Here is a 19,462-nt window from a genome sequence, read left to right as displayed (position 1 = left end):
TTCGGATCCGCCGCCGAACTGACGGGTATGAACGCCCTCCAGTCGCGCGTTCGGGTTCGGTGGGTACTCGTCGCCCTGGTCGTCGCAGCGATTCTCGGGGCAATCGTCTACGCCATCGACCGGTTCGTCCTCGGCTTCTCGCCGTTGCTCGGGCCGGGCTTCGCCGCGGTCCTGTTCGTACTCGCTATCGTCTACGTCCAGTTGCTCTACCGGAGCTGGGGCTATCGGCTCGACGACGATGCGCTGGAACTGCAACGCGGCGTCATCACGAACGTCGAGACCGCGGTCCCCTACGTCCGGGTCCAGCACGTCGACACCCAACGGGGGCCGCTGGATCGCCTGCTCGGCCTCGGGCAGGTCGTCGTCTACACCGCCGGCTCGCGGGGTGCCGACGTGACGATTCCCGGTCTGAAACCAGATCAGGCCCGCGAGCTTCGCAACCGGCTCCGTGACCTGGCCATCGAGAGCGAACCGGAGGACGCGGTATGAAACTCCACCCGCTGAGTGCCGTCACGCGGAGCCTCCAGCGGGGACTGGTCGCGGCGTCGTTCGCGTTCTTCCTGACCGCGATCGGGCAGTTTGCCGCTCCGGAACTGCTCGGGTCGTTCGCCCTCATCGCTGGACTGTTCGTCCTCCTGTTCGTCGTGGGCGTCGCGTACGGCGTCGCCTACTACTACCGCTTCGAGTACGCGCTCACGCCGGACACGTTCGACGTGTACTCGGGCGTGATCGGCCGGCAGGAACGGGAGATCCCCTATCGGCGCATCCAGAACGTCGACGTGACCGAGAGTATCTTCCACCGGATCGTCGGCGTCGCCATCGTCCAGATCGAGACCGCCGGCGGCTCGGAGACCGAGGCGACGCTGAACTTCGTCGCCGCCGACGAGGCCCGTCGCCTCCAGCGCGAGATCCGCGACCGCAGAGCCCGTGCTCGCGACGAGGGCACGGCCGACGGAGAGGCCGCGGCCGCCGAGACAGCGGACGAGGCGACGGCCGAGGGGGTCACCGGCCCGTCCGAGACCCGCCACGCCGACCCCGAAGCGGTCGCCGACCGGCTCTCCCGGGAGGGGGACCTCCAGCCCGAGACGACCCTGTTCGAGCTCGGGTCGACCGAGCTGCTCGTGCTCGCGCTCACCTCCTTCCAGCTCGCCTCCGTCGCCTTCCTCCTCTTTGGCTTTCCGATCGTCGGGGATCTGATCGTCGGCGTGTTCGCGAGCCTCACCGGGATCGAGGCCCCGGTCGACGCGCTGACCAGCACGCCGGACCTGGCGATCCTGGTCGGTCTGCTCGCCGTGGCCTTCGCCGCCGTGACGATGTGGGCGGTCAGCAGCGTCGTCACGTTCCTGCAGTACTACGGGTTCACGCTCGGCCGGCAGGGCGAGGATCTCGTCTACGAACGTGGCCTGCTCCAGCGCTACAGCGGGTCGATCCCGACCGACAAGATCCAGACGCTGACGATTCAGGAGAACGTCCTGATGCGCGCGCTGGGCTACGCCGGCTTCACGGTCGAGACGGCCGGCTACAGTCCCGGGCAGAGCGACCAGGGGCCCCAGTCGGCGATTCCGCTGGCCGGCCGGGAACACACGCTGGCGCTGGCACGGGAACTCGAACCGTTCGACGAGTTGTCCTTCACCCGCTCGCCCAAGCGGGCCCGCCGCCGCTACGGGGTCCGGTACGGACTGGTCGTCCTCGGCCTGTCGGCACTGACGGTCGGCCTCTCGGTCGCCGTCCCCGCGTTCGACCTCTGGTATCTGCCGCTGCTCTTGTTGGTCGGCGTGCCACCGGCCGCCCACCTGAAGTGGAAACACCGCGGCTACTGCGTGGGCGAGGATCACTTCGTCGTGCGGGACGGGTTCTGGAACCGAAAGACCCGGATCGTCCCCTACTACCGACTCCAGACGGTGATCCGACAGCGGACCGTCTTCCAGCGCCGGCTCGAATTGGCCCACCTGACCGCCGACACCGCAACTGCCTCACTGCTGGGCCGTCAGGACGCCACCGCCTACGACATCGAGGCCGACGTGGCCGGAGACCTCTACGAGTTGAACCGCGACCGATTACAGGCGAGTCTGCGCGGCGGGAACTGACGGGCCGTTCCCGGTCCGGATCGTATGCTTTTAGGACCGTTCCGGACGGAGATTCGGACGATCATGACTGACGAGGACTACCGTACGGAGCAGGACAGTCTCGGCGAGATGCAGGTGCCGGCGGACGCCTACTGGGGCGCACAGACCCAGCGCGCCGTGGAGAACTTCCCGATCTCGGACGTGACCTTCGGTCGCCGGTTCGTCCGCGCACTCGGAATCGTCAAGAAGGCCGCGGCACAGGCGAACAGGGACCTCGGGACCGTCCCCGAGGACAAGGCCGACTGTATCATCGAGGCCGCCGACGAGGTCATCGCCGGCGAGCACGATGACCAGTTCCCCGTCGACGTGTTCCAGACCGGTTCGGGCACGTCCTCGAACATGAACGCGAACGAGGTCATCTCGAATCGCGCGACCGAGATCTACGGCGGCGAGATCGGCACCCGCGAGATCCACCCCAACGACCACGTCAACTTCGGCCAGTCCAGCAACGACGTGATCCCCACCGCGATGCACGTCGCGTCGATGGAAGCCGTCCAGAAAGATCTCATCCCCGCACTGGAGATTCTGCGTGACGAACTCGAAGCCAAAGAGGAGGCGTTCGCCGACGTGGTCAAGACCGGCCGGACCCACCTGCAGGACGCCACGCCCGTCACGCTGGGTCAGGAGTTCGGCGGCTACCGCGCCCAGGTCGAGAAGGGCATCACCCGCGCCGAGGACACCCGACACCACCTGGGCGAACTCGCGCTCGGCGGGACCGCCACCGGGACGGGACTGAACACCCACCCCGAGTTCCCCGAACTCGCCGCCGAGTACATGAGCGAGGAGACCGGACTGGAGTTCCGCGAGGCCGACAACCACTTCGAGGCCCAGGCCGCCCACGACGCGATGAACGAGGCCCACGGCGCGCTCCGGACTATCGCGGGCTCGCTCAACAAGATCGCCAACGACCTGCGCCTGCTCGCGTCGGGTCCCCGGAACGGCCTCGGCGAGATCGACCAGCCCGAGAACCAGCCCGGCTCCTCGATCATGCCCGGGAAGATCAACCCGGTCGTCGCCGAGGCGGTCAATCAGGTCCACAAGCAGGTCGTCGGCAACGACGCCGCCGTGTCTGCGGGGGCGGCCGAGGGGCAGATCGACCTCAACCTCTACAAGCCAGTGCTGGCGCACAACTTCCTGCAGTCGGCGAAACTGCTCGCGAACGCCAGCGAGACCTTCGGCGAGAAGTTCGTCCACAAACTGGAGGCCGACGCCGAGCACTGCGAGGAGCGCGTCCAGCAGAGCATGGCGCTGGCGACGGCCCTGAACCCCGCCATCGGCTACGACAAGGCCAGCAAGGTCGCGAAGAAGGCGTTGGCCGACGGCAAAACCATTCGGGAGGTCGTCCTCGAAGAGGGCTATCTCGACGAGGACGAGGTCGACGACGTGCTCGACCCGATGAAGATGACCGAGACCGGCATCCTGTCGGCGGACGACTGACGGGCGGACAGGCGTAGCGAGAAGCGCCGAACGTTCGAACGGGGTGACCCGTGAGTCGCGCGACGCGACCGTCAGGGAGCGTCCCCGCTTTAGCCCAGCACCGTCGCGCCGATGCCGAGTGCGTAGAGCAGTGACGACAGCGAGAGCGCTACCGATGCGACCCGGTCGACCGTCGCGAGGGGTCCCGCGGGGTCGCTCCGGTTCAGGAATCGCCGGGCGGTCAGATACCCGCTCGCGGCCAGACTCACGAGGGCGAAGAGGAACCCCTCGTAGAAGACGAAGACACCGGCGGCGTGCAGTGGGCCGGCGGCCAGTGACGTACCGTCCGGGGCAAAAACCAGTGCGCTCACGCCCGAGGCGCGGAGCAACACGATCCCCAGATAGCCGAAAAACGCCGAGGTCGCCAGCTCCCCTGCCGACCCCGCAGTCGGCGGTTCGCCGTCGGAATCGTGCGGTTCGGATTCGACCGCATCGGCGTCCGGTGTGGGGTCGGCGCGCGGGTCCGGGTCCGTTCCGCTCGTCGCCGCGTCCTCGTCCCCAGTTCCGGCGTTGGCCTCCGAATCCGTCGGTCGGGCGCTCGCCCCGTCGTGAAGCTTCGCACCGCACGCCGTACAGTAGGACTGGTACGCCTCGGCTTCGGTGCCACACTCCTGACAGTACATCGGAATCAGCCTCCGTATTTCGTGGCTGCGAGCCAGATCAGCCCGTAGGACGCCAGCAGACTGACGACGCCGCCGATCGGGCTGTAGCCGGTGATCGTATAGCTCGTCGAACTGCCGAGGACCGTCGTTCCAGTGACTTCCCAGATCGAAACCAGTCCGACCAGCACGCTCCCGAGATCGGGGGCGACGAACCACAGCACCCAGTTGTAAAACAGAAAGACGAGCAGTGTGAGCGATATCCGCGGGAGATCGAAACTGACGAGGTCGTCGTTGGCGGCCCGGAGCGGGTTCCGCGGCACCCACGACTTGCCGGTCCGGTTCGAGCGACGGCTTGCATACACCGCGACGACGACGTAGTTCACTGCCCCGACGAACGCGCCGATGGTCCAGAACCAGCGTCTCGGCGACCAGTCGCTGTGTCGGGCGACGTGTGTCGTATCCTTGTAGACCGACACCAGGAGGACGCCGATTCCGGTGTAGGTGACCACCACCGCGACTGCACCGCCCCGACTCGTCTCCGTCGGCGCGGCCGCCGCTGTGGCTGTGTAGAAAAACAGCCCGACGGTCAGCGTGACGATGCCGACGAAGATATACGGATACCAATCCGAGTCCGGCATCGACGTTGCGGTCCCGTTCCGCTCCGGCGGCCCGGCGCGATCGTCGTCGGACGGCCCAGACAGGTCCGCGCCACAGTTCGGACAGAACGCCGCTTCGCGGCCGATCGGTTCCCCGCAATCCCAGCAGTACGACGTCCCCGCATCGCCACCGGATACCGCATCCGGATCGGACATACTGGAACGTGTCCGTCAGATCCTAAAATATCGAGGTCTGTTTCACGCACCAAAACCGACGCTGGAATTCACACCATCACAGCAGGGCGGAGAAGTTCGTGCCCACCGCTGGCGACTGTTCGACCGTGCTACGTTTCCGGTTCCGTGAGGTGACGAAACTCTCCCGAGTCGAATTTGCGCCGTGGAATCATACACACGACGACTCCGCTGCCCGAACCCCACCCGCATGGGACAATAAATGAATAAATTAGAGTGACAAGTATCATCCGGGTAATACTTTTCTGGCCGGGCGTTAAAGAGTCTCACAGACCGACATGGTCTGGTGGTTCAGTCCGCACGCGGTGTTGACGGCGCTGTCGACGGTCCTGGGCATCGGCGTGGCGGTGTTCTCGCTCCGAAACCGGCGCGTCGCCGGTGCGGTGCCGCTGGCGGCGCTGATGGGGACCGCGAGCCTGTGGTCGGCGCTCGACTTGGCCGCGGTCGCGGTCGCCGGGATCGAGGGCAAGTTACTGTTGAGCCGCCTGCAGATGTCGCTCGCACCGCTGGCAGTCCTGTGCTGGCTCTGGTTCGCGGTGGTCTATACGGGCCACGAGGAGTGGGTCAATCGGTGGAGTGTCCCGGCGTTGTTGGCCGAGCCGGTCGCGTTCACAGCCGTAATCTGGGCCGTCGATCCGGACCCGTTGCTCCGGTCGGGGGTCACGCTCGAACCAGCCGGTGGGATGCAGGTCCTCCGGTACGACCCGGGTCCGCTCTTCGAGGCCCACATCGCGTACACCTATCTGCTCTTTCTCGCAGGGGCGGTCCTGCTTACCCGACTGGTCGTCAACACGGACCAACTCTACCGGGATCAGAGCGTCGCGCTCCTGCTCGCAGTGTGTGGCCCGCTCGCGGCGAACGCGCTCTGGTTGCTCGGCCTCCTGCCCCCGGGCGTCGAGACGAACGTCGGGTTCGTGTTCACCGGCGTCGTCCTGGCAATCGCGATCTTCCGCCAGCGGTTGCTGGAGATCGTCCCCGTGGCCAAGGAGATCGCCCGGGAAGAACTCATCACGGAGATGGAAGACCGGGTGTTCGTCCTCGACGACGACGACCGGATCGTCGACGCCAACCCCTCGGCGCGACGGCTCGTCGGCCGGGACTCCATCGTGGGTGAACCCCTGTCGTCGGTCCTCCCGGAGCTCCACGCCGAGTTGCGCGAGGGAGCCACCGACGCACCGGGGTCGGTCCGGATCGCCGTCGACGGCATCGACCGGGATTTCGACGTCCGCGTCGCCAGACTCCACCGGGCGCACGGCCTGGTCGCCGGCCGTCTGGTGAGTCTCCGGGACGTGACCACCCAGCGGCGGCGCGAGCAGCGACTGAACGTCCTCATGCGTGTCCTCCGGCACAACCTCCGCAACGGGACGGCCAGCGTCATCGGGTACGCGCAGGTCATCAGCCAGCGAGCCGACGACACGGAAATCGAGACGGCCGCCGACCGGATCCTCGCCAAGTCCTGGGAGTTGGCCGACCTGAGTGACCAGGCACGGGAGATCGCGACCGTCCTCGAAACGGGCGACGAAACTCGAACCGTCCACGACTTATCAACGGTCGTTACCGAGACCGTCGACGAGGTGACCGAGGAGTTCCCGGCCGTCGACGTCGAGACCGCCGTCCCGGACGAAGCGAACGTACTGGCCGTCGAGTCACTCCCGACGGCGGTCACTCAACTGGTCGAGAACGCCTGCAAGCACAACGACGACGAGAGTCCCTGGATCAGAGTCACCGTCGACACGCACGAACGCGACGGCCAGACGTGGGCCCGACTGCTCGTCGTCGACAACGGCCCGGGGATTCCGGACGCCGACGTGGCCGCGCTGGAACAGGGCTACGAAACGTCGCTGGAACACGGCAGCGGGCTGGGGCTGTGGATCGTCAAGTGGATCACCGATTTGTCGGGCGGCACCGTCTCCTTCCCGGAGACGAACCACGGCGGTGCCGTCGCCGTGTCACTCCCCCACACCGAACGGACCCAGGCGGACGACGTGGCCGCCAGTGTCGGCCCGGGAACGAACCACTAGTTGCCGGGGAAAAATTAAGTCGCCTGGACTTGGTGAAGGAATCGTACGTAGGTGGGCACGAGTGACGGATCAAACGCAGACCTCGACGCACGGGCCGGCTGTCGAACAGATCGTCGAACTCAGCGACGCGGAACTCCTGAAGGGGATGTGGACCGCCGACGACCTCCGTCGGCAGGTCGACCTCGCCGACCGACACCTCTGGGTCGCTATCGCCGACGGAGACGACGTGGTGTACCGAGAACTCGAAACACAAGACGACGCGGAGATCGGGCGGGAGGTTCTGGGCTTCACGTTGACCTGCGTTCACACCTACGAGGAACTCGACGCCGAGTTGCAGGTCCCGGTCGGGGAGTTGTTCGACCGCGAGGACTGCCCCGTCGGGATGTTCAAATCGCTGGTCGTGAAACCGAGTGCGCGCGACCGGCGGATCGGGACGGAACTGGGCCTGCGCGCCATCGGCGAGACGTTCGTCGAGGACGACCGCGTCGACGAGGCCATCGCCGTCGCGTGGGTCCGGGAGCACAACTCGGCGAACCTCGCGCTGGTCGAGACCTACGGCGAGCTGGTCGCCGAGTACGACGAGTACTACGGCGAGGGCCGTGACTGCCCGGAGTGTCCCGGCGAGAACTACTGTGGCTGTACGTTCCGGATCTACCGCGCGCCGTTCTAGTTGTCGGGCAGTTTCTCCGCGAGTTTCCCCATCGTCGTCGCCAGCTGGTCGCCGGTGGCTTCGGAGCCGTCCATCTCGAACTGGCCGTCCTCGTAGCCCGAAACCGGATCGAGCTGGCCGGTCGTCAGCGCCGTCAGCGTGTTGGCCGGCCCGCGGATCTCCAGATCGGGCTCGTCGGCCAGACCCGCGCCGCCCGAGACCGACCCCGCGCCGGCGTCGAGTTCGAGGTGGCTTGCCATCGGGGCGTCGGTCGCCTCGAAGTTCACCGTGGTATCTTCCTCGATGGACTGTTGCACGTCGGGGCTGAACTGGGCCAGCAGTTCGACGCCCTGCCACTGGAGTTCCTGGAACTGGTCGACCGTCTCGGGGTTGTCGGCGGCAAACTCGGCAACGTCGACGTCGCCGACGCGGTCGATCACGTCGGACAGCAACAGCGGGTTCTCCAGGGCCAGCAGTTCGACCTCGCCTTCGAGGTCGTCCAGAACGGCGGGCAGTTCCTCTGTGAGTTCGTCGGTCGGCAGTTCGAGCACGCGCTCGACCTCCGCGGCGAGTTCCTCGGTGTCGGTCATGGTTCCCGTTCACGACCGACCCGAAAGTGGTTGTCTCGTCGGTTCCGAGGCGATTTATGCGTGTGCCCTCCACGCGGTCGACGGTCGGGTACGGACTGACCGGAAGGGTGCGTTTTTTGACCGCCGGCCTCGCAGGTTCGGGCAATGACTGACGCGGACGCCTTCGACTACGAGGAACTGGGGCTGGTGGCCGGCCTGGAGATCCACCAGCAACTCGACACCGAGACGAAGCTGTTCTGTGCCTGTCCGACAGAGCTCCGCGAGCCCGAGGAGTCCACCCGTCGGTTCACCCGCTATCTCCACCCCACCAAGTCCGAACTCGGCGAGATCGACGAGGCCGCCCTCGAAGAGAGCCAGGTCGAACGCGAGTTCGAGTATCTGGCCTACGACACGACCTGTCTGGTCGAGGAAGACGACGAACCGCCCCACCGCGTCGACGAGGAAGCGCTGGCGACGAGTCTGGAGATCGCTCAGCTCCTGGATATGCACGTCGTCGATCAGGTCAACGTCATGCGCAAGATCGTCGTCGACGGTTCGAACACGACGGGCTTCCAGCGGTCGATGATGGTGGCAAACGACGGGCAGATCGAGACCTCCGAGGGGCCGGTCGGGATCGAGGATATGCTGCTGGAGGAGGAGTCCTGCCAGCGCGTCGCAGAGACCGATTCGGGGGTGCGGTTCAGCCTCGACCGGCTCGGGATTCCGCTCGTCGAGATCGGCACGAAACCCGACATCCGCTCGCCCGAACAGGCCAAGGAGGCGGCCAAACGGATCGGGATGCTCCTGCGCTCGACGGGCCAGGTCAAGCGCGGCCTGGGCACCATCCGCCAGGACGTGAACGTCTCCATCGCCGAGGGCGCACGCATCGAGATGAAGGGCGTCCAGAGCCTCGACGACATCGACGACCTGGTGCGCAACGAGGTCCGCCGGCAGGTCGAACTCGTCGAGATCGCCGACGAACTCGCGGAGCGGGACGCCGCGGTCGGCGACCCGCAGGACGTGACCGAGGTGTTCGAGGGGACGGACTCGGGCGTCATCGGCGGCGCGCTCGACTCCGGCGGCGTCGTGCAGGCCGTTCGACTGGACGGCTTCGACGGCCTCGTCGGCCGGGAGATCCAGCCCGACCGCCGACTCGGGACGGAGTTCTCGGACCACGCCAAGCGCCACGGCGCGGGCGGCATCTTCCACACCGACGAACTCCCGGCCTACGGCGTCACCGAGAAAGAGGTCGAAGCCCTCCGAGAAGCCGTCGACGCCGGCCCGGAGGACGCGGTGGCCATCGTCGCGGACGATCCCGAGACCGCCGAGCTGGCCATCGAGGCCGTCGCCGAGCGGGCCGAAACGGCGATGGCGGGCGTGCCCGAGGAGACTCGCGACGCGAACGAGGACGGGACCTCTCGCTACCTCCGTCCGCTCCCGGGTGCGGCGCGGATGTACCCCGAGACGGACGTGCCGCCGGTCGAACCCGACCCGACCGAGGTCGAGACGCCCGAGTTGCTTACCGAGAAGGTCGAGCGCTATACCGAGGCGTTCGACCTCGGCGAGGGCGTCGCCGAGCAGGTGGCCTACGGCCGGCGCTGGGCGCTGTTCGAGGCGGCCGTCGAGACCGGCGTCGACCCGAACCTCGCGGCCCGCACGGTCGAATCCGACGTGACCGAACTCCGGCGGGACGACGTGCCCGTCGAGCACCTGACCGACGACCACTTCCGGGGCGTGTTCGACCTGCTCGCCGAGGGCGAACTCGCCAAGGAGGGTGTCCCCGACCTGCTGACCGCGCTGGCGGAGAGCCCCGAGTTGACCGCGGCCGAGGCCGCCGAGCAGGAAGACCTGGGTAGCGCCGACGAGGACGAAGTGCGGGAGGCCGTCGTCGAGGTCGTGGAGCGCAACGCAGATCAGGTCGAACAGGAGGGGATGGGCGCGTTCTCCGGCCTAATGGGCGAGTGTATGGGCGCGCTCCGCGGACAGGCAGACGGCGACCTCGTGAGTGAGGTTCTGCGGGAGGAGATCCAGAAACGGGCCTAAGCTACTCGGTATCGTCGTTTTCCGCCCGCTCGATCCGCTGTCCCGCTCGCCGGAAGATTCCCCGCAGGGTGCGAGCTTCCCGGCCCGTGGGATGTGCGCGGCCGACGAACCGCCGCCAGAGCCGCTTTGCCTTCGGCCGTTTCTCTTCCGGATGGCCGATGTCCTCCAGAAACTCCCCGAACTGCTCGTTGAGTCCCTCGACGGCCTGCTGGTCGGCGCGCTCGTGGCGCTCGTCGGGATGCTGGGTTTCCTCGACGGTCAGGTCACGGAGTTCGTAGCAGACGATGTTCGCGGCCTGTCCCAGATTCAGCACGGGGTAGTCGGCGCTGGCAGGGATCGAACACACCTGATCCATTCGGGCCAGTTCGTCGTTGGTGAGGCCGACGCGCTCGCGGCCGAAGACGACGGCCGTCTCGGCCTCGATTCCGGCGAGGTCCTCGGCCAGTTCGGCGGGCGTCTGGAACGGATAGCGAACGTGTTTGGTCGCGTCCTCGTTGGTCACCGCGGTCGTGCCAACAGTGTGGTACTCGGCGACGAGTTCGTCGAACGTGAGTTCGCGAGCCTCGGGAAGCACGTCCTCGCGTGCCTGGCCGGCGAAGCCGTAGGCCTCGCCCTCGGGGTCGAGTTCGGGCGGATTCACGAGGAGGAGGTCCGAGAGCCCGAAGTTCTTCATCGAACGGGCGATGGTGCCGACGTTCCCGGGTTCGGTCGCGTCGACGACGGCGACGGCAACCATCAGAGATCGAGGTCGCTGAGGTCGACACCCAGATCGTCGAGTTTCTCGTCGTCCAGTTTCTCCAGTTCCTCTTCGAGCGTGGGGAGTTCCTCGGTCGGGTCCGGAGCCGGGATGTCGTCGGCGTCGGTGTCGACGTGGTCGATGCCGCCGTAGCCCTCGGGGGCGCGCCCGCCGTCGTCGAACCAGGCGTGGAACGCGTCCTCCAGCTCGGTGTCGCCAGCGTAGCGTTTGCCCCCTTCCTCGCGGAACCAGTAGAGGAAGTCCGCCTCGTGTTCGGGACAGAGCAACACTTCCCCGAGTGGTTCGCCGTAGACGATGCGGGCGACGTTGCACTGCTGGATGTTCTCGTCGCCGTGGATCAGATAGCAGGCGTCACACGGCTCGCCCATCATCGTCGAGAGGCGAACGATCCGGTCGCGCGTCTCGGGTTCGAGGGTGCCAAGCGGCATGAGATCGCCGTCCTCGTCGAAGACTTCCTCCTCGTCGAACCGCCAGCCGCGCAGCCCGATGTTGACCTTGCCCATGGACGTGCCTACTCGTTTGCCGACCAAAAAGCGCGCGACTCGGGCCGGCTGGGGGCCAGTCCAGTTCTCGAATCTGAGAGAGAGACCGAGTGGTATTTGAAAGGATGGACCAAACGTGAGACAACTGACTTGAGATTTATGCCCGGAGCATCGAGTTTCAGCGTCCTCTACGTCGGGAGCGACGAGCGGCTCGTACCGGAACTCGTCGGGCATCTCAGTTCTGAAGCTCTCGACATCGCCGGGGAACGGACGAGAGAGGACGCCCTCGACAGACTGTCGGCTGAGCCGTTCGACTGTGTCGTCTGTGACGCTGAGTTACCGGACGGCGACGCACGGAGCCTCCGCGACGCCACTCGTGAGCGGGCACCGACGCTCCCGTTCGTGGCGCTGGTCAGCGACGACGAGACAGCGGTGATGGCGGAGTTGCGCGACGACAGCGCGACCGAGTACGTGCTCGTGGATGCCGACCCGGAACCGTACGCGACGGCGGCAAAGCGCGTCCGCGAGAGTATCACGAGGAACGGGGAACGGGCGGCGGCCGAGCGGGACGAGTTGGCAGCGGCCCTCCTCTCCGAGACGACGGACGCGATCTGGGTCGTCGGCGAGTCGCGGACGATCACCTACGCCAACGAGTCCACGAGGCGGGTATTCGGCTGTGAACCGTCGGACGTCGTCGGTGACGACGCGTTGCGAGCGGTCGCTCCCGCCGATACCGACCCGGTTCGTGACCTGTTCGAGGCCGCGCTCGCCAACCCGGACCGGACGGTGACCGGCGAGTTCCGGGTTCGGCCGGACGACAGCGACCAACGGTGGGTCGAGTGCCGGTGTCGCAATCGGGTGGCCGACTCCGTGATCCAGGGCCTCGTCGTGACCCTGACCGACGTGACCGAGCGAAAGCGGAAAGAACGGCAACTCCGGCGGTTCCGGCAGGCCGTGGAGCAGGCCGGCCACTCGATCTACATCACCGACACGGACGGGGCCATCGAGTACGTCAACCCCGCGTTCGAGGAATCGACGGGCTACGATCGGGCTGACGCAGTCGGTCAGAATCCCAACATCCTCAGCTCCGGCGAACACAGACCGGAGTTCTACGCCGGGCTCTGGAACACGATCCTCTCGGGGAACGTCTGGAAGGGGGAGGTCATAAACGAGCGCCGCGACGGCGAGCGGTACGTGGTCGAGCAGACCGTCGCACCAGTCGAAGACGAGACGGGAACCATCGATCGGTTCGTCGCGATCAACACGGACGTGACCCAGCGGAAGGCGTACGAGCGGCGGCTCCAGCGCTACGAGAACATCATCGAGAACCTGCCGGTCGGCGTCTACCGGACCACGGCCGATTCGGGCGGCGAGTTCGTCGAAGTGAACTCGACGCTCGTGTCGCTCTACGACGCCTACTCGAAGTCGGAACTGCTGGAGAAAAGCGTCGCCAGCTTCTACGCCGACACCGACGACCGCGTCGAGTTCAGAGAACGGCTCCAGGAGGAGAGACGGGTCACCGGGTTCGAGGTCGAACAGCGGACGCTCTCGGGCGAGCGCATCGACGTAACGCTCACGGCGATACTGACCGAAGAGGACGACGACGTCTATATCGACGGGATCCTCCAGGACGTGACGGACCGCCGCCAGCGCGAACGCGAACTGGAGCGAAAGAACGAGCAACTCGAACAGTTCGCGAGCATCGTCACGCACGATCTACGCAACCCGCTCAACGCGGCCCAGTCCCGGCTGGAACTCGCCCGCCAGGCCGACGACTGTGACCACCTCGCCGTCATCGACGAGCAACTCGTCCGCATGGAGGAACTGATCGAGGACGTCCTCGCCATCGCTCGACACGGCAAGCAGGTCGAGGACAGGGAGCCGGTCGATTTGGCACCGCTCGCCGAGAGCTGTTGGGGGAGCGTCGAGACGGGTAACGCCGAACTGATCGTCGACACCGACCGGACCATCTCGGTCGATACCAGCCGCATCCAGCAGCTGTTCGAGAACCTCTTCCGGAACGCCGTGGAACACGGTTCCACGAGCAATCGGACTTCGTCCGATGACGCGATCGAACACGGCGGCCGCGACGTGACGGTCCGGGTCGGCACGCTCTCTGACGGGTTCTACGTCGAAGACGACGGCCCGGGCATCCCGGCCGAGGAACGCGAGGACGTCTTCGAACACGGCTACACGACCGACGACCAGGGGACCGGGTTCGGGCTCAACATCGTCCAGGAGATCGTCAACGCTCACGGATGGGAGATCAGGGCCACGGCGGGCACAGAGGGGGGTGCGCGGTTCGAGATCACGGACGTCGAACGATGGGAGCAGGACTGACGGCGGGGTCACCCGACGCGAATCACGTCGTTTTACCGGCTGGATTCCCTGGGAGCGGTATGCGCAACGTCGACGCGGCCGGGCTGGGCATCGGTGACGACCATCCGCCCCGCATCATGGGCGTGCTGAACGTCTCCAGCGAGTCGCCGTACGACCCGAGCGTCTACGACGACCCCGGAGACGCCGCCGAGTACGTCGACGAGGAACTCATCGACGAAGGGGCAGACATCGTCGACGTGGGCCTCGAATCGGCCAACAAGAAGTTCGACGTGCTCTCCGCCGAGCAGGAACTCGACCGGCTCGATACGGCCGTCGAGACCATCGAGAGCGTCTCCGGCGACGCCGTCTTCTCTATCGAGACCCGCTACCACGAGGTCGCCGAGGCCGCCCTGGATCGGGGTTTCGACATGGTCAACGACATCTGCGGGTTCGCCGACCCGGAGCTACCCGAGGTCTGTGCCGACTACGACGTGGCCGTCGCGAAGATGGCCAGCCCGCCGGATCTGGAACGGCCGGGCGCTATCGAAGCGGTCGACGACATCTACGACGCCCTCGAACTCAACGGGTTCACCGACAAGACGATCCTCGACCCCGCCTTCGGCGGCTGGAGCGAGGACAAGACCACCGACGACGACCGAGAGACCTTCGACCGGCTCCGTGAGTTCCGGGGCTACGGCTACCCGCTGCTGGTCTCGATCAACCGGAAGAACTTCCTCCGGGAGATCGCCGGCCGGACGACCGAGGAGGCCCTCCCCGTGAGCCTCGCGGCCACGGCGATGGCCGTCGAGCGCGGCGCGCACGTGATCCGGACCCACGACGTGAAAGAGACCCGCGACGCCGCGCTGGTGGGTGACGCCTTCACTCGCGAACGGGTCCGAACGCCCGAGGTCGAGGAACTGGACGTGACCACGACCGGCGAGGCCCGCCGGCATCTCGACCGGCTCGGCGTCGATGGTACCTACGCAGACGACGCCGTCGTTCGGGTGTTCGAGGTATCGGGGCTCGACCGGACGGCCGCAACACTGCTCCGCAACGAGGCCGGTACCTACGGCGTCACGGCCGTCGAGAACGGTGGGGACTGTGACGGCAACGGGCCGCTCCTGCTGTTCGGGACGGTCAGCGCCCTCCGGCGGTTGGCCGCGGGTGTCGACAGAGATTCGCTCGCACCCGTTCTGTCGGCGATTACGAACGGACTACCGGCGGCGTAAGCCCTGCTTACTCGTCAGACGCCAGCCGCCGGACGACGGCCGACCGGGGTGTCTGACGAAGAGAAAACTTATGCCAGATGCGCCAAAACAGGGGGGTGAAGGCCGAAAGGGCACCCGGGTAGGGGTACCAGGTTGTGCCACTTCGGCTCACCTCGATTTATATAGGACCAAGTCGGTGAGCGCTTAGCATGGAATTTTGCACCTGGGAACCCGTCTACGAGGCCATCCTCGCGGATTTCGGCTACGACCGTCGCGGCGACGAGCGTGCTCGGGACGTACTCGCCGACCTCGTCGGGTCCTTCGACATGGCAGAGCTGGATTTCACCGACCAGCGCGTCGCGATCGCGGGTGCGGGACCGTCACTGGCGGCCGAGGCCGACCGCGCAGCCGCGGCCGACGCCGTGATCGCCGCGTCGACGGCCGTGGATACCCTGCGTGAGGAGGGGGTCGCTGTCGACTGCATGGTCACCGACCTCGACAAGAATCCCGGGACGGCCCTGGACCTCACCGATCAGGGCATCCCGGTCGCGACACACGCCCACGGCGACAACGTCGCGGCCGTCAGAGAGTGGGTACCCCGGTTTACGGACGAACAGGTGCTCCCGACGACACAGGCCGAGCCGGGGGGACCGGTGGAGAACTTCGGCGGGTTCACCGACGGCGACCGGGCGGCCTTTCTGGCCGGCCACGTCGGTGCGGCCGAACTGACCTTCGTGGGCTGGGACTTCGACGATCCCGGCGTGAGCGAGGCGAAAGGGCGGAAGCTGACGTGGGCCGAACGATTGCTCTACTGGCTCGAACAGCGCCGAGATGAACGGTTCGACGTACTGGACGGCCGACGGGACGGTATCGACGTGTCGATGCTGCCGATATAGCGAGCGAACTGTTTTTCACCTGATCGGTTCCAGGGGTCGATGTGCCCTCCAGATACGTTCGAGGAGTGTTACTGGTGGTCGGGGTCGTGCTGGTCGCCAATCCGATTCTGGTCTTCCCGCACGCCACGGATCCGGCGTTCGAGTATCGCGCGGTCGAGTTGCCGAGCGACGGGGATCGCCTCCCGCGAGCAGCCAGGGGAACGGACATCGCGGGGATCGGATGCGAATACAGTCAGCAGGACTGGGGATGCGTCTTCGACGAGGCGATCGAAGCCAACGGTTCCGTGCGGTTCGTGCAGAACTACCCCACGGGCGTCGGACGCGCCGCGAGTGCGGGAGAACGGTTCGTCGGTATCGAGGGTCAGCTTCACAGACGGGTCGTCGAAACGGACGACGAGACGGTCACCGCGCTCCTCGTTCCGGTCTCCTGGGGAGACGTGCTCGAGAACGTCTCCGTCGAGCGTGACGACCTCTCGCCGCGGGAACGGCGACTCCTGGACGAGCGGAACCTGACCACTCATCGACCCATCGACTGGACAGACCACCGGAACCCCCGGGGTGGGATCGTCGTGCGGTCCGGCGGTGAGTATCACTTGCTCTGGGAGGTGTCGGGTGATCGTTCGCCGCCGGATGCGGAGGCCGAAGCGGCGGCCATGGTGATCCTCACTGCCCGTGCACTCGGCGTCGTACTCGGACTCACCGTCTTCGGCGTCGCTATCATGCTGGGAGACCCTCGGGAGTGAGTGGGGGTTCGGATTCGGGATTTTCAGGCGTCGAACCGCCGGTCCAGTTCGGAGAGCGCCCGCTCGACCACGGTGGCCTCGGCCCGTTCGAGCACCCGGATCACCTCGTCGGTGTACTCGACGGTCACCGAGGGGAGCCGACCGGCCAGCGGGCCACCGACCACGTCACCCGGGTCGATCTCGGTCTCGAAGAGAAAGGCGTCGGGGTACTCCCGGAGCGGATCGGTGAACGTGAAGTGTGTCTGGACGAGGTCGCGGGCGTGGTCCCGGTCGAGCGCGTCGACGGCGGCGGCCCAGAAGTCGGATTCGGGTGACTCGACCAGCGGCCGGGCGGCCTCGGCCAGCCGGCGCTGTCTGTCGAGTTGGGCCTGTTCGATGGCCTGCCGGCGGTCGCCACGGACGGACGGCCGGAGATGGGCGAGGTACACGTCAGCCTCGCGGACCCGATTCCGGTAGTCCTCGAAATCACCGTCACCATCGGCGGCGTAGGCCAGGACCGGCTCGAACTGGTCGAGGACCCGACGGCGGTACTCGCGCAACTCCGGGCGAACGACGCGCTGGTCGAGGCGGCGACTGTTCTTGAGGAGTTTGTTGAGCAGGCGGCCGCTGGTTCCCGACCCACCACGCAACACGGCGACCACGTCGAACTCGTCGTACGCTGTGTCGACGATGTCACCGACGAACTCTGCGAACCCGGCTTGGACGGCCTCACGGGTCATCACCCCGGCTAGGGACTGCCGGTTCCTAATGGTACTGGTCGCTTCGAACTCGACAGTGGCGGCTCAGGGTTTCAGGACGACCTTGCCGCTGGACTTGCGGTCCTCGATGTACTGGTGGGCCTCGGCAGCGTCGTCGAGGTCGAAACTCGTCCCGACGATCACTTCGAGATCGCCAGACCCCAGCTGTTCGGTCAGCTTCGGGACGGCCTGGAACACACGACCGGGGTCGCGGTACATGGCCTGCCCAAGGTGGTAGCCGATGATCGTGTGGTTGTTGAACAGGAGGTCGGCGGTGTTGGGCTGGCCCGGTTCGCCCGAGGCCGCGCCGAAGGAAACCATCCGGCCGAAGTGGGTCAGCGCCTTCAGGCTCTCGGTGGTCGTCTCGCCGCCGATGCCGTCGAGCACGAGGTCGACACCGTCGCCGTCAGTGAGGTCGTTCACCTGTTCGACGAAGTCCTCCTCGGTGTACTGAATCGGGTGGTCACAGCCGAGTTCTTCGGCCAGCGAGAGCTTCTCGTCGGTGCTCGCCGTGCCAAACACGTCCGCGCCGGCGTTGCTGGCCAGCTGGACGGCGGCAGTCCCGACCCCGCCCGCGGCGGCGTGGATCAACACCGACTCGTCCTCGGTCATGTCGCCCCACTCGAACAGGCAGTTGTGGGCGGTGAGGAACTGGACAGAGAAGCCCGCGCCCTCCTCGTAGGACATATTCTCGGGGAGGTCGAACAGCCCCGCCGCGTTGGCGATGGCGTACTCCGCGTAGCCGCCCTCCTCGACGAAGCCCATCACTTCGTCACCGACCTCGCGGCCGACGCCATCGCCGACGGCGTCCACGACGCCCGCGACTTCCATCCCGGGGACGTACGGCGGTTCGGGACCGCCCTGGTAGTGCCCGCGGCGCTGCATGATGTCCGCAAAGTTGATCCCCGCGGCCTTCACCTCGATCCGGACCTCGCCCGACCCGGGCTCCGGTTTCTCCCGCTCGTTGACCTCGATGTTCTCTTTTCCGCCGAACTCTGTTACCTCAGCTACCTTCATGACCTAACAATGGAAACCCTCCTATGTAAAGTCTCCCGGTATGAGGGAACTTTGCCGTTGTGGAGAGTTGTCTGAGTGGGGACTACCGGTCACGATTTCGGGCTATCAGGATCGGGACCGGTGACGATCTGACGAGTTTCGCCGTGACACCGCCCCAGAGGAAATGGCCGAAATCGGACTCCTCGCCGGTGCCCAGAACGACCTGATCGATGTCCTCGTCCTCGATGTACGAACGGATCTCCCGGTACGGTTGTCCCTGCTGGACGGCGGTTACGAGCGATTCGACCCCGGCCGCTTCGGCACGAGTACGGGCGTCATCAAGCGTTTCTTCGGCCGCCTCGGAGAGTCGCTCCGTCGTGCTAGTCGATCGCACGTCGGGACCGAGCGACGCCGTCTCGGCGACGGTGAGTAGGTGCAGCGTCGCGCCGGTCGCGGCGGCGGCGTCGATCCCCGCCGACAGCGCCCGGTCGGCCGCGTCGCTCCTGTCGGTCGGGACCAGTACGCGCTCGGGTGGGTACGCGAACGCGAACTCCGAGCCAGGGTTACAGACGAGAACCGGAACCGGCGCAGACGAGATCACCCGTTCGGTGACGCTTCCAAGGAGGACCCGTTCCAGCCCGCGTCGCCCCTGGGTCGGCATGACGACGAGGTCGATATCGGACTCCGACGCGTAATCGACGATCGTCGGTGACGGGTCACCCTGCAAGACCTCCGTCCACACGGTTACGCCCCGGTCTCGGCCCCGTTCCTCGACGTCGTCGACGATCCGTTCACCCTCCTCCACGAGGGCGTCGACGACCTGACCGCGAATGTTCGTCACGCTGTCCCGGGTCGTGTCCGCGACGTTGAGGACGTGGACCGCCGCGTCGTGAGCCGCCGCGATATCGAAGGCTACGTCGGCGACCGCCGTCGCCTCCTCGCTCCCGTCCGTCGGCAGCAGGATCCGGTCGTACATACCGACGGATCTCA

At 66.5% G+C, this 19,462-nt stretch carries 18 protein-coding genes; 10 read left to right on the top strand and 8 right to left on the bottom strand.

The features are described from left to right. Positions 1-27 precede the first annotated feature (27 nt). From BMX17_RS10390 to BMX17_RS10380, 3 genes are all read left to right on the top strand, one after another. Positions 28-489 (top strand): PH domain-containing protein, encoded by a 462-nt coding sequence (locus BMX17_RS10390; protein WP_092659704.1) that lies wholly within the window; start codon positions 28-30, stop codon positions 487-489. Beyond that, positions 486-2,087 carry a PH domain-containing protein gene (locus BMX17_RS10385; protein WP_092659702.1) on the top strand — a complete coding sequence of 534 codons (1,602 nt, stop codon included), beginning with the start codon at positions 486-488 and terminating at the stop codon, positions 2,085-2,087. Before BMX17_RS10390 ends, BMX17_RS10385 begins: the two co-directional genes overlap by 4 nt. Positions 2,088-2,150: 63 nt before the next feature. Next, a complete protein-coding gene (locus BMX17_RS10380) occupies positions 2,151-3,563 on the top strand; it encodes a class II fumarate hydratase (RefSeq protein ID WP_092659700.1) in 1,413 nt (470 codons plus the stop codon). A gap of 89 nt (positions 3,564-3,652) precedes the next feature. On the opposite strand, the gene BMX17_RS10375 is transcribed toward BMX17_RS10380, so the two are convergent. Continuing rightward, positions 3,653-4,225 (bottom strand): zinc ribbon domain-containing protein, encoded by a 573-nt coding sequence (locus BMX17_RS10375; protein WP_092659697.1) that lies wholly within the window; start codon positions 4,223-4,225, stop codon positions 3,653-3,655. A 5-nt stretch (positions 4,226-4,230) separates the two neighbouring features. Continuing rightward, complete coding sequence (locus BMX17_RS10370) at positions 4,231-5,016, bottom strand: zinc-ribbon domain-containing protein (protein ID WP_092659695.1); 786 nt, start codon at positions 5,014-5,016, stop codon at positions 4,231-4,233. A gap of 314 nt (positions 5,017-5,330) precedes the next feature. On the opposite strand from BMX17_RS10370, the gene BMX17_RS10365 reads away from it, so the two are divergent. Beyond that, on the top strand, positions 5,331-7,073 hold the full coding sequence (locus BMX17_RS10365; RefSeq protein WP_092659692.1) for a sensor histidine kinase: 1,743 nt from the start codon (positions 5,331-5,333) through the stop codon (positions 7,071-7,073). Between the two features lie 61 nt (positions 7,074-7,134). Continuing rightward, a complete protein-coding gene (locus BMX17_RS10360; RefSeq protein WP_092659690.1) occupies positions 7,135-7,743 on the top strand; it encodes a hypothetical protein in 609 nt (202 codons plus the stop codon). Here BMX17_RS10360 and BMX17_RS10355 read toward each other — a convergent pair. Continuing rightward, the gene (locus BMX17_RS10355; RefSeq protein ID WP_092659688.1) at positions 7,740-8,312 is read right to left on the bottom strand and encodes an SCP2 sterol-binding domain-containing protein; all 573 of its coding nucleotides are present in this window, start codon (positions 8,310-8,312) and stop codon (positions 7,740-7,742) included. The genes BMX17_RS10360 and BMX17_RS10355 overlap by 4 nt on opposite strands. Before the next feature lie 144 nt (positions 8,313-8,456). On the opposite strand from BMX17_RS10355, the gene gatE reads away from it, so the two are divergent. Beyond that, complete coding sequence (gene gatE / locus BMX17_RS10350; RefSeq protein WP_092659686.1) at positions 8,457-10,334, top strand: Glu-tRNA(Gln) amidotransferase subunit GatE; 1,878 nt, start codon at positions 8,457-8,459, stop codon at positions 10,332-10,334. Between the two features lies 1 nt (position 10,335). On the opposite strand, the gene BMX17_RS10345 is transcribed toward gatE, so the two are convergent. Together BMX17_RS10345 and BMX17_RS10340 are read right to left on the bottom strand one after the other, a co-directional pair. Continuing rightward, positions 10,336-11,070, bottom strand: a complete 735-nt coding sequence (locus tag BMX17_RS10345; RefSeq protein WP_092659684.1) for an RNA methyltransferase — start codon at positions 11,068-11,070, stop codon at positions 10,336-10,338. Beyond that, a complete protein-coding gene (locus BMX17_RS10340) occupies positions 11,070-11,594 on the bottom strand; it encodes a DUF8114 family protein (protein WP_092659681.1) in 525 nt (174 codons plus the stop codon). Before BMX17_RS10340 ends, BMX17_RS10345 begins: the two co-directional genes overlap by 1 nt. Before the next feature lie 138 nt (positions 11,595-11,732). Between BMX17_RS10340 and BMX17_RS10335 the strand changes: the two genes are divergently transcribed. The 4 genes from BMX17_RS10335 (at position 11,733) to BMX17_RS10320 (ending at position 16,739) form a co-directional block, all read left to right on the top strand. Continuing rightward, on the top strand, positions 11,733-13,913 hold the full coding sequence (locus BMX17_RS10335) for a PAS domain S-box protein (RefSeq protein WP_092659679.1): 2,181 nt from the start codon (positions 11,733-11,735) through the stop codon (positions 13,911-13,913). 59 nt (positions 13,914-13,972) lie between these two features. Then, positions 13,973-15,121, top strand: a complete 1,149-nt coding sequence (gene folP / locus BMX17_RS10330; protein WP_092659677.1) for a dihydropteroate synthase — start codon at positions 13,973-13,975, stop codon at positions 15,119-15,121. Between the two features lie 188 nt (positions 15,122-15,309). After that, a complete protein-coding gene (locus BMX17_RS10325; protein ID WP_092659675.1) occupies positions 15,310-15,996 on the top strand; it encodes a 6-hydroxymethylpterin diphosphokinase MptE-like protein in 687 nt (228 codons plus the stop codon). Between the two features lie 41 nt (positions 15,997-16,037). Next, positions 16,038-16,739, top strand: coding sequence for a hypothetical protein (locus tag BMX17_RS10320; protein WP_139203465.1), 702 nt, complete (start codon positions 16,038-16,040; stop codon positions 16,737-16,739). A gap of 23 nt (positions 16,740-16,762) precedes the next feature. On the opposite strand, the gene BMX17_RS10315 is transcribed toward BMX17_RS10320, so the two are convergent. The 3 genes from BMX17_RS10315 to BMX17_RS10305 all read right to left on the bottom strand — a co-directional run bounded on the left by BMX17_RS10315 (position 16,763) and on the right by BMX17_RS10305 (position 19,448). Then, positions 16,763-17,458 (bottom strand): hypothetical protein, encoded by a 696-nt coding sequence (locus tag BMX17_RS10315; protein WP_092659671.1) that lies wholly within the window; start codon positions 17,456-17,458, stop codon positions 16,763-16,765. A 63-nt stretch (positions 17,459-17,521) separates the two neighbouring features. Then, entirely contained in the window at positions 17,522-18,493 is a 972-nt protein-coding gene (locus BMX17_RS10310) for a quinone oxidoreductase family protein (protein WP_092659668.1), read from the bottom strand. A gap of 82 nt (positions 18,494-18,575) precedes the next feature. After that, complete coding sequence (locus tag BMX17_RS10305) at positions 18,576-19,448, bottom strand: universal stress protein (protein WP_092659934.1); 873 nt, start codon at positions 19,446-19,448, stop codon at positions 18,576-18,578. Positions 19,449-19,462: the final 14 nt, after the last annotated feature.

This window comes from Halorientalis persicus (genome assembly GCF_900110215.1).
GTDB classification, from domain to species: Archaea; Halobacteriota; Halobacteria; order Halobacteriales; family Haloarculaceae; genus Halorientalis; species Halorientalis persica.
The sequence above is the reverse complement of the archived record's forward strand: the minus strand, read 5'-3'. Positions and strand labels throughout refer to the sequence as shown.